13 protein-coding genes are annotated in these 16,937 nt (G+C 48.1%); 10 read left to right on the top strand and 3 right to left on the bottom strand.

Translation table 11 applies throughout. The annotated features are described in order from the left end of the window. The first annotated feature begins 27 nt into the window (after window positions 1–27). Window positions 28–912, top strand: coding sequence for a carbohydrate kinase family protein (locus PV783_RS26180; protein WP_420990210.1), 885 nt, complete (start codon window positions 28–30; stop codon window positions 910–912). 37 nt (window positions 913–949) lie between these two features. Here the strand turns inward: PV783_RS26180 and PV783_RS26175 are convergent, their stop codons facing one another. Continuing rightward, a complete protein-coding gene (locus PV783_RS26175; protein ID WP_336386894.1) occupies window positions 950–1,516 on the bottom strand; it encodes a DUF1579 domain-containing protein in 567 nt (188 codons plus the stop codon). 154 nt (window positions 1,517–1,670) lie between these two features. On the opposite strand from PV783_RS26175, the gene PV783_RS26170 reads away from it, so the two are divergent. The 5 genes from PV783_RS26170 to PV783_RS26150 all read left to right on the top strand — a co-directional run bounded on the left by PV783_RS26170 (window position 1,671) and on the right by PV783_RS26150 (window position 10,197). Continuing rightward, window positions 1,671–4,007 (top strand): GAF domain-containing protein, encoded by a 2,337-nt coding sequence (locus tag PV783_RS26170; protein WP_420990209.1) that lies wholly within the window; start codon window positions 1,671–1,673, stop codon window positions 4,005–4,007. Window positions 4,008–4,115: 108 nt separating this feature from the next. Next, on the top strand, window positions 4,116–5,534 hold the full coding sequence (locus PV783_RS26165) for an NAD(P)/FAD-dependent oxidoreductase (protein ID WP_336386895.1): 1,419 nt from the start codon (window positions 4,116–4,118) through the stop codon (window positions 5,532–5,534). Window positions 5,535–5,562: 28 nt separating this feature from the next. Beyond that, window positions 5,563–6,816 (top strand): YeiH family protein, encoded by a 1,254-nt coding sequence (locus tag PV783_RS26160; protein ID WP_420990208.1) that lies wholly within the window; start codon window positions 5,563–5,565, stop codon window positions 6,814–6,816. Between the two features lie 36 nt (window positions 6,817–6,852). Beyond that, complete coding sequence (locus PV783_RS26155; protein WP_420990207.1) at window positions 6,853–8,517, top strand: hypothetical protein; 1,665 nt, start codon at window positions 6,853–6,855, stop codon at window positions 8,515–8,517. Window positions 8,518–8,544: 27 nt separating this feature from the next. Continuing rightward, a complete protein-coding gene (locus tag PV783_RS26150; protein ID WP_420990206.1) occupies window positions 8,545–10,197 on the top strand; it encodes a hypothetical protein in 1,653 nt (550 codons plus the stop codon). Here PV783_RS26150 and PV783_RS26145 read toward each other — a convergent pair. Further along, window positions 10,194–12,692: an Hsp70 family protein gene (locus PV783_RS26145; RefSeq protein WP_420990205.1), complete on the bottom strand. Its 2,499-nt coding sequence runs from the start codon at window positions 12,690–12,692 to the stop codon at window positions 10,194–10,196. The two genes, PV783_RS26150 and PV783_RS26145, sit on opposite strands and share 4 nt — an antisense overlap. Window positions 12,693–12,696: 4 nt before the next feature. Beyond that, the gene (locus PV783_RS26140) at window positions 12,697–13,020 is read right to left on the bottom strand and encodes a hypothetical protein (protein ID WP_079470196.1); all 324 of its coding nucleotides are present in this window, start codon (window positions 13,018–13,020) and stop codon (window positions 12,697–12,699) included. A gap of 99 nt (window positions 13,021–13,119) precedes the next feature. Here PV783_RS26140 and PV783_RS26135 point away from each other — a divergent pair, with 99 nt between their 5' ends. The 4 genes from PV783_RS26135 (at window position 13,120) to PV783_RS26120 (ending at window position 16,819) form a co-directional block, all read left to right on the top strand. Beyond that, window positions 13,120–13,572: a DUF1801 domain-containing protein gene (locus PV783_RS26135; RefSeq protein ID WP_420990204.1), complete on the top strand. Its 453-nt coding sequence runs from the start codon at window positions 13,120–13,122 to the stop codon at window positions 13,570–13,572. A gap of 76 nt (window positions 13,573–13,648) precedes the next feature. Continuing rightward, window positions 13,649–13,993 (top strand): hypothetical protein, encoded by a 345-nt coding sequence (locus PV783_RS26130; RefSeq protein ID WP_336386901.1) that lies wholly within the window; start codon window positions 13,649–13,651, stop codon window positions 13,991–13,993. 576 nt (window positions 13,994–14,569) lie between these two features. Beyond that, on the top strand, window positions 14,570–15,427 hold the full coding sequence (locus tag PV783_RS26125; RefSeq protein ID WP_079470194.1) for a sugar phosphate isomerase/epimerase family protein: 858 nt from the start codon (window positions 14,570–14,572) through the stop codon (window positions 15,425–15,427). A gap of 27 nt (window positions 15,428–15,454) precedes the next feature. Then, window positions 15,455–16,819, top strand: coding sequence for a Gfo/Idh/MocA family protein (locus tag PV783_RS26120; RefSeq protein ID WP_079470193.1), 1,365 nt, complete (start codon window positions 15,455–15,457; stop codon window positions 16,817–16,819). Window positions 16,820–16,937: the final 118 nt, after the last annotated feature.

The raw sequence follows: 16,937 nt of genomic DNA, 5'->3' as shown, positions 1-16,937 counted from the left end.
ATCACCTTTAATCAAAATTGAAAAATTATGGCAAACGGGATTGTATGTTTTGGTGAAATGCTCTGGGATATTTTACCGGAGAAGGAATTACCCGGTGGAGCGGTGATGAATGTAGCTTACCACCTGCAGAAGCTGGGAGAGCAGGTATCGCTGGTATCCCGTGTGGGGCGTGACGTACGGGGGCAGGGGCTGCTGGATATGCTGCACCGGTTTGGACTGGATACCAGCCTGGTGCAGATCGATGAGCAGCAGGAAACCGGGAAAGTATACGCTGATATGACGGATCCGCATAATGTGCATTATGATATCGTATACCCGGCGGCGTGGGATTTTATTGAATATACGCCGGTATTATCTGCGCGGCTAAAGGATACGGCTACACGCTATTTTGTATTCGGGAGTCTTTGCTCCCGGGATAAGGTGTCGCTGCATACGTTGCAGCAGGCATTGAAGGAAGATGTGGTGAAAGTGCTGGATATTAATTTAAGGGAGCCGCATTACACCCGTGCACATGTGGAATGGCTGCTCACGGAGTGCCATATCCTGAAGCTGAATACCGCTGAGCTGGAGCTGATCAGCGGATGGTATCATCCTTATGTGGATAAGGAGCAGGCCGTGCGTATGTTGTCGGAGCGTTTTGGGATTACGACTATTGTGGTAACAATGGGCAGTGAGGGTGCGTTGTTGTTTATGAATGATATTTTTTATGTGGAACCTGGTATTGCGGTGAAGGTGGTGGATACTATCGGTAGCGGGGATGCCTTCCTGGCGGGGTTCCTGCATAGCATCATCCGTGGGCGTGCAGCGCGGGAGTGCCTGGTATTTGCCAATGCGTTGGGGGCGCTGGTGGCGTCTTATGCGGGAGGTGCGCCGGACTATAACGTGAATGATATTTTAAAGCAGGGGAATTAGCGTCCATCGGAAGCTGGTTCCCCTGCAAAACCTGGTGTTATTTGCGGGTGTATTTAATCTCCATGTCTTTTGTTTCTTTTCCATCTACTGTTTTGTACATTTCCATCGTGTGATGGTCTTTATCCTGCCATTTCATTACCTGGCGGATATTGTGTTCTTTGCCGGTTGTGGGGTCCAGCCCTTTACCGGTAAGTTCCAGTCCGTCGCCGTTAGGTTTCCCTTCCATCATGGTGATGCCGGTGCCCATGTTGTCTACCCAGGTGGTGATGTAGATTTTCTTTGCATTGTCGTACGCCATAGTACTGATGCCTTCGAAGTCCATGCCCATCATGTTGGCGGTGTAACGGCCCTCACAATAGCGGCCGCCCAGGATCATTTTGTAAGCGGCGGTGCCCATTGATTTGGTAGGTGGGGCATCTGGCTTTTCCCAGAAGGTCATGTCGGCTGTCCATTCGCCATCCATTTGTGCCATTTTCTGGTGTGCGGGGCCTGGTGTCATGTAATCTGTCCATGCTTTCATCATAGCGGCAGAGTCTTGCTGAGCAAAGGTTGCGGAGTTAATTAACAGGCATAACGCAGCTGTTAACAGGTAAATTGTTTTCATGATTTGCAGCTGTTTAAGAGATGTTTGTATCGGGGTGAAATTACAGGATAACAAGATAAGATATTTATTGCTTTCCGCCATCGCATGCGTGTTGCACCTCGTAAATAGCCGGGATTTCCCCTACCTTTGATCCTGAAAAAGAATATTCCCCTTTATGCAAACAACCATATTGGATGTGTCAGGAAAAAAGGCGCAGCCACTGGCCATAGATGCAGCCATTTCCTTTGAATCATTTATATCCTATCTGAAGCAGCGGATCGGGGAAGAACCTACCGTAAAAGCCCGGTTGTATAAAGAAGCCCTGGCCGCATTTGAAGCGTCGGATATTGGCCGGCGGGATATCCCCCTGGAAGAAACGTCTCAGTATTCCGACCTGCTGGAGTATGTATATGCCTGTCTTTCTCCCGCCATGAGCCCGGAGCATCAGCTGGCCTGGGGACTCAGCTTCCCGTTCCTGCCCACTACTTTTTACGGCACCGACCTGATCTATCAACTGCTTGCAAATAATTCGCCGGAATATAATTACGAAGTAACCCGTACACCGGCTGATTATCACCGGGAGCGGCTGCAGCTGGTGTATTCACTGATCCTGCAACGATTGTATAATTTCCAGGCGCCGGTAAAAACGGAGCAACACCATGCAGGGGTGAATACCGCTACCGGTTTGCTGCAATATTATGCGGTGGCCATCAGTACCGACTTTGTTGAGGTGACGGCAAAAGGGGAACTGCCGGACATTGATTTTGTACAACTGTACACACATTTTAGTGAAGGAGGCGGGGTGGAAATACTGGAGGAAATGATGCCACTGGACCTGTTCCGTTTCCGTGGATTTTGTGTGATTACCGTAACAGATGTTACAGCGGAAAAAGCGGTGGAAAATATTTCGGGTATGCGGCTGTCGCGTACAACGCTGATAGATGAAAAGAATTACGAGCGGGTGATCTTATCGCTTAAATCGCTGGTGCGCGACACCCGGATTGAATTCGACCTGTTTCCTTTCCTGCGGGTGAATGATAACCCGGTGTATAGTTTTGAAAAGGGCGGTACCGGTGTATTGTTTGCTGTTTGGGGAGAAAGCCGCTTGTCGCCGGAAGAGTTCAGCCGGAATGCGAAAGCATTTATGTCAAAACCACTCTTCTTTTTTTCCGGAGATATCGGGAAAGAAACGCGGAAGGAATATGCGTTCCTGGAATATTTCCGTGAGCAGGGGGTAAAATCACTGGCCATTATGCCCATTTTCTTTATGGGCGAACCGGTGGGTGCATTTGCGGTACATACCTGGAGCGATCATTCGTTCGACGAAAAAACGTTGTCGCTGCTGGAACCTGCCATAGGAGCAATAGGCCAGCTGTTACAGATTTATATAGAAGAATTTAACGGGGAGATAGAAAAGGTGATCAAGGAGAAATTTACTTCCATACAACCCGCGGTGCAATGGAAATTTAACGAAGCCGCCTGGTATTACCTGTACCGGCTGAAAAAGAACCAGCCGGCTGTCATCAGTAATATCCTGTTCAAAGAAGTATACCCGTTGTATGGCGCCATTGATATCCGGAATTCTACTGTAGAAAGAAATAAAGCCATTATTGCCGACCTGGATAGTCATTTAAGCATCCTTGCCAATACGTTGGACGTGCTGCGTAAGTACCAGCAGAACGACCTGTTGCAGGAAATGATTTATCATTGCCAGCGGTGGCAGCAGGCCCTGTTGCATCAGCAGCTGAGTCCTTCCGATGAAAATGCGCTGAACAGGTTCCTGGAAGAGGAATCGGTGAGTTACCTGCAGCATATAGCGGCACAATACCCCAACACCCGTGAAACCATTAATACCTGCCTGGAAAGTATGGCCGGTAATGTGAATAAGGATGCGCTGGAAGTATCTATGCAGCTCATCACCCAGGCCGCGAACGGCTACCTGGAATCGGAGAAAGCCAGGTTACAGGAATCCTATCCCTGTTATTTTGAAAAGTTCAGAACGGATGGCGTGGAGTATGATATTTATATTGGTCAGTCTATTGCACCGGACCGGCCCTTTAATCACTTCCATCTCAAAAACCTCCGGTTATGGCAGTTGTCTTCTATGGTGGCCATTACAAAGCTTACCCACTCGCTGATAGCGCAGATGGAAAAAGAGCTGTTTACCACCCAGCTTATTTTTGTGCATAACCATCCTATTGATATCAGCTTCCGGGCAGATGAACGGAAGTTTGATGTAGAGGGCGCATATAATATCCGTTACCAGATGATTAAGAAGCGGATCGATAAAGTACATATCCGGAACACCGAAGAACGGTTAACCCAGCCCGATAAAATTGCGTTGATCTATTCCGACAGGGACGATGTGGACGATTACCTGCCGTTTATCCGTTATTTACAGGATACCGGTGTGCTGCACCCGGAACTGGAAGAGCTGGAACTGGAAGACCTGCAGGGCCTCAGCGGTTTGAAAGCGCTGCGCCTGGCCGTAGTAGTGGAGGAGGCGAAATAAAATATTATCTTTCTCAAAAATAATTTGCATTCCCGTTAATAGTATACTAAGTTTGTAGACTAATAAATCAGCGCGGGGGTATGATCTCTCAACCGCGGCAAGCAGCTCATGGAGAAAAAAGATTACGATGTAATAGTGGTAGGGTCCGGACCCAATGGCCTGTCTGCCGCCATCAGGCTGCAACAGCAGGGGGTATCGGTGTTGCTGCTGGAAGCAAAGGATATCATTGGCGGGGGAATGCGTACTGCAGAACTTACGTTGCCGGGGTTTTACCACGACGTATGTTCGGCGGTGCATCCCATGGCGATGGGATCTCCTTTTTTTTCCAAACTGCCGCTGGCGGATTACGGATTGGAGTTTGCCTACTCCCCGCTGGAAGCAGCCCATCCGTTTGATGATGGCACAGCAGCCTTCCTGGCGCGTTCGCTGGACGATACCGCCCGCGCGCTGGGAGCAGATGGAAAAGTGTACCGGGAGCTGATAAAACCGGTAGCTGACAATTGGGAAGCAGTGGCGGAAGATAGCCTGGGGCCTTTTTCCTTTCCGCGGCATCCTTTGATCATGGCACGTTTTGGACTGAATGCACTGCGCTCTGCATCGGCTGTTGCCAACAGGTTTTCCACTACCGCAGCGCGGGGTTTATGGGCCGGCATGACGGCACACTCCATACAACCCTTAACCAACGTGGCTTCTGCGGCTATCGGCATTGTATTGTCTGCGGTAGGCCACCGCTACGGATGGCCGGTTCCCAAAGGCGGTTCACAGGCAATCGGCCATGCGCTGGCGCAATACTTTATTTCACTCGGCGGACAAATTCAGACAGGCGTACGCGTTAGTTCGCTGTCGCAACTGCCATCGCATCATGCAGTGGTTTTTGATCTCACGCCAAAACAATTACTCACCATTGCCGGTGATCAGTTTTCACCGTATTATAAACGGCAGCTGTCCCGCTACCGCTACGGTCCGGGCGTATTTAAGATGGACTGGGCATTAAGCGGTCCCATTCCTTTCACTGCACCGGAATGCAGGCAGGCCATCACAGTACACCTGGGTGGCACCTTTGAAGAAATTGCCTTATCGGAGCAACAGGCATACGATGGAAAGATCTGTAAGGCGCCGTATGTATTGCTGTCGCAGCAAAGCCTGTTTGATCACAGGGCGCCTGCCGGAAAACATACAGCCTGGGCCTATTGCCACGTTCCTAACGGCAGCGACGCGGACATGACCCAGATCATAGAACAGCAGATAGAACGCTTTGCGCCGGGGTTCCGCGACCTGATCCTGGCAAAACACACCATGAATGCACAACAGATGGAAATATATAATCCAAACTATGTAGGGGGCGATATCAATGGCGGCATCATTGACATCAGGCAGTTGTACACCCGTCCTGCCTGTCGCATTTCTCCCTACCGTACCTCTGCCAAAGGGATCTATATCTGTTCTTCCGCTACACCGCCGGGAGGCGGCGTTCATGGCATGTGCGGATACCATGCTGCCAACACCGTGCTGAAAGATATTTTTTAAACCGTCACTATCTTAATGAAAAAAAAATATGCCTGGAGTTAAGTCTTATTTACAGGAAGATTGGGCCATTGTTGTACTGGGGTTCCTGATCATCCTGCTATCGCTGGCCGGAATACACGTTGCTTTACCGGATTACAAATGGAGTACCACCGGTGACCTCACCACAAAAGTATTGACCGGCGCCAACTTTTTAAAAATAGGTGCACAGTTTATTTACGTGTTGCTGGTGGCCCTGCTGGGATCCTTTCTTACCGGCAGATCATTAAAAAATACCCTGCTGGTATTCCCGGCAGTGTTCATATTAACCACACTGGCGCTGATTGTAGCGGGTAACGCCGCGTTAAATGAACTGGGACTGGAAGCGGTTATCTTCAGCCTGATCATTGGCTTGCTGATCGGTAACCTGTTTAAATTACCCACCTGGTTTCGCGAAGCGCTTACCTCGGAGTTTTTTGTGAAGATAGGTTTGGTATTGCTCGGTACTACCGTTATTTTTTCAGATGTGCTGAAAGCCGGTTCCCTGGGGCTGATACAGGCATTGGTGGTAGTTATTTCTGTATGGTATTTCTCTTATTGGGTATGTAAGCGACTGAAAATAGATAAAGAGCTGACCATGATGTTATCCAGCGCGGTATCTATTTGCGGGGTATCTGCAGCCATCGCTACTTCCGGCGCTATTAAGGGAGATTCAAAGAAATTGTCGCTGGTGATTTCACTGGTATTGATTACCGCTATTCCGATGATGATTTTTATGCCGATGATAGCCCATCATTTCCGGTTCCCGGAAGAAGTAACGGGGGCGTGGCTGGGAGGCAGTATAGACACTACCGGTGCGGTGGTAGCCTCCGGATCGCTGGTAGGTGAAACCGCATTGAAGATCAGCACCATCGTGAAATTTTCGCAGAATGTGTTGCTGGGTATTGCGGCCTTTGCTATATCGGTATACTGGACTTACACCAAACATCCGAATGCGGCTGATAAAGAGCAGAAGCCCACGCTGAAAGTGATCTGGGATAGATTTCCAAAATTCGTGATCGGCTTTATCATTGCTTCGCTGGTATTTTCATTTTTATTGTCACCTGCAGCTATTGCGCCGGTGAAGGGATCGCTGAAAAGTTTACAGGGATTGTGGTTTGCGCTGGCATTTACCAGCATCGGGCTGGAAACAAATTTCAAGGACCTGATTGGCACAGAAAGCAGGAAACCCGTGTATGCGTTCCTGATAGCGCAAACGTTTAACGTGATTGTTACACTGATATTGGCTTACCTGCTGTTTTCCTGACCCGGCTGATTACTTTTTTTAGTATTTTGCCGGTATATGAAATACCTGAATCCCTTTGCTTTCCTGGAGAAGATGAATGGCGGGCCCGTATCAGCGGAGGATGCTGCCGCAGTATCCCTTCTCCGGAAAAAAATGATGGCAGAGCTGGAATTATCGGAAGAAAAGGTATTACGGGTAGGTGCGCAATGGTTCAGTAAAAACGACCTGCTGCTTTTTTTTGATGAACTGCAGTCGCCTGGCAAATTACACTTACATCAACAGATCAATGAAGATAACGTCCTGTCGGCTTTCCTGGAAACGGGCAAGCTGACAGGACTTTTTAATAATAACCCGCTTTACAGCACGCCTGTTTTCCTCACTTTTATAGCACCCTTTTACGAACCGGTTTTTACCACGGCGGTGCTCAGTAGCCTGAAACAGCAGCAGGCGGCGGCACTACAGCAATTGTATGCTAATCCGCTGTTGATGGATGGCGAACACCTGAACCGGAGTTATGATAAAATATTCCGCGCATTACAGGAATCCTATAAAATACTGGAAGCCGCAGAAAAGGGCAGGAGAGCAGATCCTGGCTCCAGGTGGCGGGAAGCCGCTCCATATGTGAGTTTGCAGCAGGTACAGGCGCTGAATGCGTTGCCGGATGTTTTCCAGGAGTTCCGGAATGACTATGGTATCCTGATGATCAACTTTGCATTGGCGCTGGATGGTACCCGCGAAAATAAAAAGGCGCTGGAAGTCCTGCATGCCGTAAACACATTGAAATGCGGTGCGTATGTGAGAGAAGAAACACACCGGTATCTTCAGCAACTGGAAGAAAAGGCCGCCAGCCGCAAATCGTTGCTGGGCAGGTTTTTCGGGAATGGTTATAAAACCCGGCAACAGCGCCGGAAACTGGTGCGTGATGTATTGCTGAAAGGAGGAATTGCGCTTGGCATTATCGTAGCCATTTTCATCGGCGCCCGCTTTGAACAGGAATATACGCCCCGCATAAAAGTCCGCGAAAGTGAGCACAGTATTTTTATGGGCGCCCGTACTTCGCTGACTATGCAATACCTTTTATCGCAGCTACTGATGGATACAGAAAAGCGGGCGAAGAAGCTGTTAAAGGGCTCTAAGATGCCATCTCCGGCTACCGGGGCAGATGTGTATGGCGCTGATTTTATGAAGGCCGTACGTATGCAGGGAGATTATGGCGCCGGCTTTGTGCGTCCGCCTTTTGGCCGGTCGCGGGAGTGGGCGCCGGAAGACAGCTCCTGGCACGATGCCGCACACCGGCAAAGCATGCAGGTGGTTAACCGTCAGGATGGCGCACTGATTACAATGGTGCAAACACCCGATTCTTTTTACTCGTGTTACATAGCGCCGTTCGACAGCGCCTTTGTACCCCTGCCGCTTTCAATAAGCAGGGTATATTTTTACGCCGGTGTAGGCTGGGACCCGGACTGGCAGGCGGAATATGCAATGGAATATGTACCATCTTATCGTGCCAAAGGTTTTTTCCTCATGCCGGTGTATGATGCACTGTCGTTTCTGAAAACGTCGTGCCTGCAACTCAACCTGGACAGTAGCTACTGGCAACACTCCAACCGTTATATCCCGGTAGAAGTTTTCTTATCCCAAAAGAACCAGCTGCAGCAGGAGCTGCAACTCCGGCAGCTGACCAATAATTTCAACGGCGTAGACCTGATTCCGGTGGAGTAGCCACTTTTTTATTTATTTTGCTCTCTTATGAAGTATGTGAATCCCGTTAGTTTCCTGGAGACAGTTCATGGTGGACCCGTAGATACGGAGAATGCTGCTGCGTTATCCCTTCTCCGGAAAAAAATGCTGGCAGAACTGGAACTGTCGGATGACAAGCAACTTAAAATAAATCAATGGATATTCGATAAGCACCAGCTGTTACAGTTTTTCGACAAGCTGACAGCAGGCAACGAGCTGCGCTATCATGCACAGATAGCGGCAGACCCAGTGCTGCTGCATTTCCTGGAAACCGGTGAAATCACCGGAAGGTTTGCGGATAGTCCTCTTTATAATGAGAATGGATTCCTGAAATTTATATCTCCTTACTACGAACCATTATTTGCAAATGCGGTATTGGATAGTTTGAAACATCAACGGTTACAGAATACGATCGATCTGTTTGCTAATCCTTTGCTGTTGGATGGGGAACATACCACCACCTGTTATGGACGGATATTCCGTTATGTGAGAGTGCTGGAAGAAAGGTTAAAAATTATAATAGCAAAGCTCAGGGCAGGCGAGGCGATTCCCCTGCGGGAACTGTGGCCCTTCGCCAATATTACGTTGGTGAAACAACTGAATCAGTTGCCATATGCGTTTTATGAGTGGAGAAGTGACTACGGTATTTCTTTGATCAACCTGGGACTGGCTATATACCGGAATGATTTTACAAATGGTATGGCTATAGTTGGACTGACAGGAAAATTACTGACCTCGGAATATGTGCAGGAGGAAATGGCAAGGTGGACAGTGAAGATGAAGGTGTACTGGAAGGAGCAGGAAAAGAAGATGTCCCTGGCGCAGCGGATTGGGCGTTGGGTGGCGCCTATCCGGCCTAAATGGTTAAGTGAGCAGGGAGCCGGTTCGTTGATCATAGGTGTGGCGGTCGCACTTATTTTTGTGATCAACGTAAGGCCCATGTTTACAAGACCTAATCCTACTTTATCTGCACCTGTGAATTATTTTATCACCAGCCGCACTAAGGAAGCAATGAAATATCTCCTGTTCAACCTACAAACGGACTCGATATATACTCCATACAGGGATGTGAGTAAAACCCCCATAACAGGAGACGACGTATACGGCCCCGACTTTATGGCTGCATTGCAAAAACCGCTGTTCTCCAATACCACCGATCCCGCTGTGCTAAAAACAGTAAATGATCGTCTTAAAGACCGCAAACCAGGAGCAACCATCTCTGCACCAAAATCGAATACCGCGCACCGGCAAAGCCTGCATCTCTACAACCGTTTGATCGTTCCTGCCATTGCCATGATCCAAACGCCCGATACTTTTTATTCCTGCTATATTGCGCCGGCGGATAGCGCTTATGTACCGCTGCAGCTCACCGTTAACCAGCTGTATGTATATGCAGGGCAGCTTTGGAATGGAAGTAAGGTAGCCAGGGCTCCGATGGACGATGCGCGTGCCTACCGGGTTAAAGGTTTTTTCCTGATGCCGTATAAAAATTCCAGGCAGTTCCTGAAGGAAAGCAGCCTGATTTTTAAGCTCGACCCCAATTACTGGGCTACCTCCGACCGGAATATCCCTATTGAAATCGGGCTTACTGATAGTACCAGTTTGTATTTCAACCTGCTGGAAAATAATGCAGCAGGAATAGAACTGGAAATAGGCAATTAACCGATCCCGGTTCCTTTCAGCTGGTCGGTTTCTTTTTTGGTATCCGGCATGAGGTTGTACAGTTGATTCACGGCTACTTTCAGTTCTTCATAATTTTTCCGTTCCAGCGCTTTTTCCCCGATTTCCTTGAAGCGGGCGGCTGTTTGAGGATCGGTATAATCATCTGTACTTACGTTGGCGTAGTAGTAATACGCATTGATCCAGGTTTCGGGTTTGTTGCGTCTTATTTCCCAGCAAAGGTCATTCAGTTCATCAATTTTTGCCTTGATGGCGTAGTAGCTTTGTGAAGAAAGACAGGCGCTTTCATCGGCGGTGATCTTTTCAAAACGGATCATCCGGGCGCTGTCTTCTTCTTCCCGGATATTATACAAACAATATTCTTTCCTTTTAAAATAGAGTTCTGTAATTTCTACAATCAGCTGGTCTTTCCCGGTACTGTCGAGATGTTGCGCGAGTTTACGTTTCTTTTCTTCCAGCTGATATTTTTCGTCGGTCACATCGTCTGTGCTGAGCAATTCCAGGCGGTTGCTGATATGATCCAGATCCACCATGATATCCTGTACGGTTGCTGCCAGTTCATACTGCTGGCTTCTCCTGAATGATTTTATTTTTTCAGATGCGTTGAGGCGCAGCTGGCGGATATCGTCCAGTAGTTTGCCGGTATTGATTTTCCTGACCATCGGGTTAAATACTTCGGAGAATTCCTGTTCATTCATGAGCAGTACTGCCCTCACGGAAAGGTCCCTGCTTTCGCTGATCTGTAAGGTAATTTCCACATCGGAGCCTTTCACGAGATCGGTGATGAGGTCGGTGCTTTTTATTTCGATCATGCCGAGGGGAACGCAGCTGCCGGGGATGGCATAGCGACTGCCTTCCAGCACGTTGATCAGGAGGCTGTCCTGGCTGGTGCGCAGGATTGTTTTCATCACTTCTTTGATAATCGTTTTCCTCAGTGGGAGGATGGCGTTTTTTTCAAAGATGAGTTCCAGTTTGGTGGTATTGTTTTCCAGGTCATCTATTTCAATACAGATATCGTTTGGCAATGGTTGACCATGAATATTAAACTTGCCCTGCGAAATAGCGATTACGGGTGCTTGTACCGCCAGTTCGTTATGTGCGGCATCGAATACCAGGATATTAAATACGTTGCTGGTATTTTCGGCCAGCAGCAGCATTTCAGAGATACGTTCCTGTAATGGTTTGATGCCGCTGTCGTAGCCACCGTCGGCACGCACAATGCGGTAGCTTAATCCGGCTACGGGGCCGGTTACGATGGCGGTAAAATATTCTTCCTTATCGGCGGTATTTTTCTGATAGGCTGTTTTAAACCGGATATCCGGCATGCCTGCGGCCAAAGGTTTGCTGGCGGCGGGGTTGGACTGGGTAATTGTTTTGGTGCCGGCATACCATGCAGCACCTGCGGCTACGGCAGTGGTGGGATCTACGCTGCAGTTAACGGGGATGCCCAGTTGTGCCGCGACCAGGTTTTTTACCAGCGGGATATACGTGCTGCCGCCAATCATCACTACTTCTTTGATATCGGCAGCGGTGAGGTGGTTACGGTCGATGATCTTTTTTACGAGATCAACGGAATACTGTATGCGGTCGTATATAACGGTTTCAAATTGTTCGCGGGTAATGGTGAGATAGATGTCGTGCGGTTGGCCGGTGGCGTCAGTGATTTCAAATTCCATTTCCGCCGAAGGACTGGCAGTGAGTTGTACTTTTACTTCTTCTGCTTTTTTAAGCAGGATATGATACAGGGTATTATATTTTCCGCGTGCGCTGCGCATTTCGGTGAGCAGGTCGGGAAGGGTGTGTTGTTGTTGCAGGGCGGGAATCACCAGTTGTTCTATGATGGCAATGTCGAAGTCCACGCCTCCGAGATAGTTATCTCCTTCATGATCAGTAACGCGCATTTCGCCATCCACAATTTTTACGAGGGCCACATCAAAGGTGCCGCCGCCGAGGTCATACACCAGCCATTGCCCCTGAAGGGAGGTAGCGTTGGCCTGTTTGTTGGCAAAAGCGAGGCTGGCGGCAATGGGTTCCTGCAGCAGCAGTACTTCGCTGAAGCCTGCATCGTTGCCTGCTTTTTTGGTAGCGTTCGACTGGATAGTATCAAAAGAAGCGGGGATAGTGATGATCACTGCTTCCGGTTTTTCGCCGGTATAGATAAAGTTTTTGAGTTCGCGGAGTACGAGGGCAGAAAGTTCTACCGGTGTTTTAAAGTCGCTCGTATTAGGTACAAAGAATGATTCCGATGTTCCCATTTTTCTTTTGAAAGAAGAGAACACATTTTCCGGATCTTTCTCTATCAGCTCCCTGGCTTTGTCGCCAACAATGATCCTGTCTTTCCGGAAGGCCACCACCGAAGGCAGCGTTTCTTTCTGACCGAACGGGTTTTTAAAGATTTCCACGGCGCCGTTCTGGAACCTGGCGATCAGGGAATTGGTAGTGCCCAGGTCGATACCGAAATTAATTTGGTTGTTCATAGGTTTATTTTGCTGCGGCGATGACTACACCTTTTTGTAAAATGGATTTTTGTCCTCCGTTTGTATAATATACCACGGGCTTGATCACATTTACTATTTCCATGTCCGGCGACATTTCGCCGGTGATGCTGGCTTCGTAATCCACCCGTGTTTCCCTGTATGGTTCACCCAGTGGGTTGAGGATGGTATAACCTGCTTCTTCAAAATGTTGTTTGATCCGGTCTATATTACGTTGCAGGGATAGCAGCTCCGGTTTGGCACTTGTTTTCTTATCCAGTTCAAAAACCTGGTTGATGATCCGGATATGCAGGGTAGATAATGGGTCCATTATTCAAATGCTGGTCTAAGCAAATATATGGATAATTTAATCTGTTTTCCGGAAGTTACCGGGGCGTTTTATTTAACTTCATACTACAATCAGCTTCTTATGATATCCAAAGCCGCTACCCCTGATGAATATTTTGCTGCGTTGCCTCCCGGCCGCAAAGAAATACTCACCCGTTTGCGCCAGGTGTTGCAGGAGCACATACCGGCCGGGTTCCGGGAAGAAATGAATTATGGTATGCCTGGCTTTGTGGTGCCGCACTCCCTGTATCCTTCCGGGTATCATGCAAACCCGGAACTGCCTTTGCCTTTTATCAGTATTGCATCGCAGAAAAATTATGTGTCTTTTTATCACATGGGGTTGTATGATCCGGAGTTGTTGGAATGGCTTACCACCCGTTGGATAGAAACAACCGGTAAGAAGCCGGATATGGGAAAAGGTTGTATCCGGTTTAAAAAAACGACGGAGATACCATATGAGTTGCTGGGAGAACTGGCGGCAAAGATTACACCGGAAACGTGGATTAAGCAGTATGAAAAAGAAGTAAAAAAGTAGGAAGATGCATATAGGAATTATCTTTTTATTTACTGTTTGTCGGAATTTATAGGTATATTAATATAAAAAAAGAAAGATGAAGATTACCACCTCAAAAATACTTCCTTCCATTAACGAACTATCAGAAACCCTGAAGCAAAAGTTCTCCGGCAGGTATTCTTATGAGCTATTTGATTTTGGTAACAAGCAAAGTATTTTTGTGGAGAAATCTGCTTTTGTATCCATCCAGGTAACAAAAGAAGAAAACGAAATTGTGATAGAGAGAATGACTAAGCCATCTGTTCTCACAACAATATTCTTTTTACTGGACCTTATCACTACGGGTAGTGGCAATCTGCTGCACCGGCTTTTACCTTTTTATTCAGAACAGAGAAAGCTTGAACAGGAATTAAGTACTTTTTTAAAACAGGAGTATAATTAGTCAGCGCTTCTTTCTGCTTTCCTTCCCATATAAATTCAACATGCCTTTATTTCGTCAGGCTATTCCGATGAACCTAACATACAGGCTATGATTTGTTAATCGCTGCGTTCCTGCAGGTGTTTTACCAATCATAGCCTGTGTTGGTTTTTAGACGGATAAAATTATTATTTTAGGCAGTCAATATATGAAATGGCGTTAAAATACTATTAGCCTCAGGGACCTAAGTGTATGGGGAGTGTATGGGGAGTGTATTGTGAGTGTATTGTGAGTGTATGGGAACTGTATAGGGAGAGTATGGGGAGTGTATAGTGACTGTATGGGGACTGTATAGGAACCATATAGGGAGTACGACACATACACGACTCCTAAGTATCTGAGAAGTATCCGGGAAGTATCGGAGAAGTATGCAGGAAGTAATCCGCATAAAGCTTAAATCTCCCCTTTAAGGCTGAGCCTGGGGAAAATATGGAACGGTAACCCCCTGTTTTTCCGCCTGTCGTCTTTTTGTTTTGTTTTTCCGGAATTAGATATTATCTTAATGCTGTTCCGTTTTTCCACATAAACATACCAGACGTTATGAAAACTTGGTTGCTACTGCTTTTTTCTGTTATCTTCTCTCCATTTTTGCAATCGAATGCACAGTCGTTGCCGGCTATTGGCATCTGCACTTCTTTTTCCAACGACAGTCTCGCTGCGGCCACCGGGTTTACTTTCCTGGAAGAAACGGTCCGCAAGATCCTGTCGCCCGCACTGAGCGAGGCGCAATTCAGGGAACAACTGCACGCCATCCGCAACAGCAAGTGCAAGATCCAGACTTGCAATGTGTTTATCCCGGGAACCATGAAGCTAACCGGCAACGAAGTAAACGAAGCCAATGTGCTGGGGTACGTGGATTCTGTGATGCAACGGGCAAAAATTGCAGGAGTAAAGCTCATTGTGCTGGGCAGCGGGGAAGCCCGGAAAATACCGGAAGGCGCCGACCGGGGAAAATGCAAACAACAGTTTATTCAACTATGTCGTAAAATGGCAGTGGTGGCTGCAAAGTACAATATTATCATCGCTATGGAAAACCTCAATGCCACGGAAACCAATTTTGTGAATACGCTGGCAGAAGGAAATGAGATCGTTACAGCCATACAGCATCCTAACTTCCGGCTTACTGCAGATATCTATCATATGCTGAAAGAGCATGAATCGCCCGCCAGCATAGAAAATGCAAAGGCGGTACTGGTACATTGCCACATCGCGGAACGGGATAAACGCACACCGCCCGGTGTTGCCGGAGACGATTTCCGGCCCTATTTTGCCGCCCTGCATAAAATTGGATATACCGGTCGTATTATGATGGAATGTCGCTGGGACGACCCGGCCAGGCAGTATAAACCAGCATTTGATTACCTGGAAGGTCAACTGAAAGAAGCTTACGCCAAATAAACCACACACTATAAAAAACGCCTTTATATGTCTGAATCAAAAAAAACAAGACGGGAATTCCTGCAACAGTCGTTACTGGCAGGAGCCGGTATCACGATCAGTGCTATGGGAATGCCCGCCAGCAGCTATGCCCGCATCATGGGCGCCAACGACCGGGTAAATGTGGGACTGGTAGGATTTTCCGATCGTGCACGCCAGGCCCTGCTGCCATCTTTCTTTAACAACAATAAGGAACTGAACTTTGATCTGATCGCTGTATCTGATATATGGAACCGCCGCAGGGATGAAGGAAAAGCTTTCCTGCAGCAGAAAACGGGGCATAACGTACAGGCATGTATGAATAATGATGAGCTGTATAATATCAAAGGACTGGATGCGGTATTCATCGCCTCCGCCGATTTTCAGCATGCTTACCATACCATTGAAGCGGTAAAGAATAAGTGCGATGTATACAGCGAAAAACCTTTCGCGGAAACAATGGAAGACGCCCGCAGCGCCCTTAAAGCCGTGAAAGACTCCGGCCGTATTATGCAGGTGGGTACGCAGCGCCGCAGCGGTCCGAGCTACCACTCCGCTGCCAACTTCATCCAACAGGGGAAATTTGGTCCTATTACGATGGTGGAAATGACCTGGAACGTAAATCAGCCAGGCCGCTGGCGCCGCCCGGACCTGGTAAAGTCCATCAAAGAATCGGATACCGACTGGAAACGCTTCCTGGCCGGCCGCCCGCAGGATAGCTGGGACCCGCGCAAGTATCTCGAATACCGCCTCTTCTGGCCTTATTCCTCCGGTATCTTCGGGCAGTGGATGACACACCAGATAGATACGGTGCATTGGTTCAGCGGGTTGAAACATCCACGCAGCGCAGTAGCTAATGGCGGCATTTATATGTGGAAAGATGGCCGCAAAAACCCGGATACTCTCACTGCTGTTTTCGACTACGGCCCGGAAAATGATCCTTCCAATGGCTTCCAGGTAATGTACAGCAGCCGTTTCCACAACTCTGCCGGCGGTACCAAAGAAATTTATTATTCCAACGGCGGCACTATTGATATGTCTACCAACAAAATAAGCGCTACCGGTGGCCTCACCGAAAAAGAAGCGCAGGAAATGGGCATGCACGCTAACCTGCTGACGCCTCAAACACTCAGCAACGAAGAAGCTGCTGCTACCAGCGCCAACACCGGTGGCGATCCGCTCACCAATGCGCACGTACGCAACTGGATGACGTGTGTGCGTGAACGTAAGCAACCCAATGCACCGATAGAAGCAGCCTACTCACACTCTATTGCACTCATCATGGGTAACGCGGCCTACCGCACCGGCATGAAAGCCACCTTCGATGAAGCTACACAGGAAGTGATGGTAGGAGGTAAAGTATTTAAAATGTAAAAACATATTGTTAAGCGGAGGGATACAATCCCTCCGCTTAAACAATTTCAGTGCAGGCCCCACCCGCTACTGCCGGATATCCTGCTTTGCTACCAGCGCCATTGTTGTAAAAAGACCG

This window comes from Chitinophaga sp. CC14 (assembly GCF_048957795.1).
Lineage (GTDB): Bacteria > Bacteroidota > Bacteroidia > Chitinophagales > Chitinophagaceae > Chitinophaga > Chitinophaga ginsengisegetis.
Note: the sequence above shows the minus strand (reverse complement) of the source record. Positions and strands in the feature narration are given on the sequence as shown.

Bases quoted from the DNA above. Each gene is read 5' to 3' on its own strand.
- PV783_RS26180 (WP_420990210.1), top strand. From the start codon at position 28: ATGGCAAACGGGATTGTATGTTTTGGTGAAATGCTCTGGGATATTTTA.
- PV783_RS26175 (WP_336386894.1), bottom strand. From the start codon at position 1,516: ATGAAAACAATTTACCTGTTAACAGCTGCGTTATGCCTGTTAATTAAC.
- PV783_RS26170 (WP_420990209.1), top strand. From the start codon at position 1,671: ATGCAAACAACCATATTGGATGTGTCAGGAAAAAAGGCGCAGCCACTG.
- PV783_RS26165 (WP_336386895.1), top strand. From the start codon at position 4,116: ATGGAGAAAAAAGATTACGATGTAATAGTGGTAGGGTCCGGACCCAAT.
- PV783_RS26160 (WP_420990208.1), top strand. From the start codon at position 5,563: ATGCCTGGAGTTAAGTCTTATTTACAGGAAGATTGGGCCATTGTTGTA.
- PV783_RS26155 (WP_420990207.1), top strand. From the start codon at position 6,853: ATGAAATACCTGAATCCCTTTGCTTTCCTGGAGAAGATGAATGGCGGG.
- PV783_RS26150 (WP_420990206.1), top strand. From the start codon at position 8,545: ATGAAGTATGTGAATCCCGTTAGTTTCCTGGAGACAGTTCATGGTGGA.
- PV783_RS26145 (WP_420990205.1), bottom strand. From the start codon at position 12,692: ATGAACAACCAAATTAATTTCGGTATCGACCTGGGCACTACCAATTCC.
- PV783_RS26140 (WP_079470196.1), bottom strand. From the start codon at position 13,020: ATGGACCCATTATCTACCCTGCATATCCGGATCATCAACCAGGTTTTT.
- PV783_RS26135 (WP_420990204.1), top strand. From the start codon at position 13,120: ATGATATCCAAAGCCGCTACCCCTGATGAATATTTTGCTGCGTTGCCT.
- PV783_RS26130 (WP_336386901.1), top strand. From the start codon at position 13,649: ATGAAGATTACCACCTCAAAAATACTTCCTTCCATTAACGAACTATCA.
- PV783_RS26125 (WP_079470194.1), top strand. From the start codon at position 14,570: ATGAAAACTTGGTTGCTACTGCTTTTTTCTGTTATCTTCTCTCCATTT.
- PV783_RS26120 (WP_079470193.1), top strand. From the start codon at position 15,455: ATGTCTGAATCAAAAAAAACAAGACGGGAATTCCTGCAACAGTCGTTA.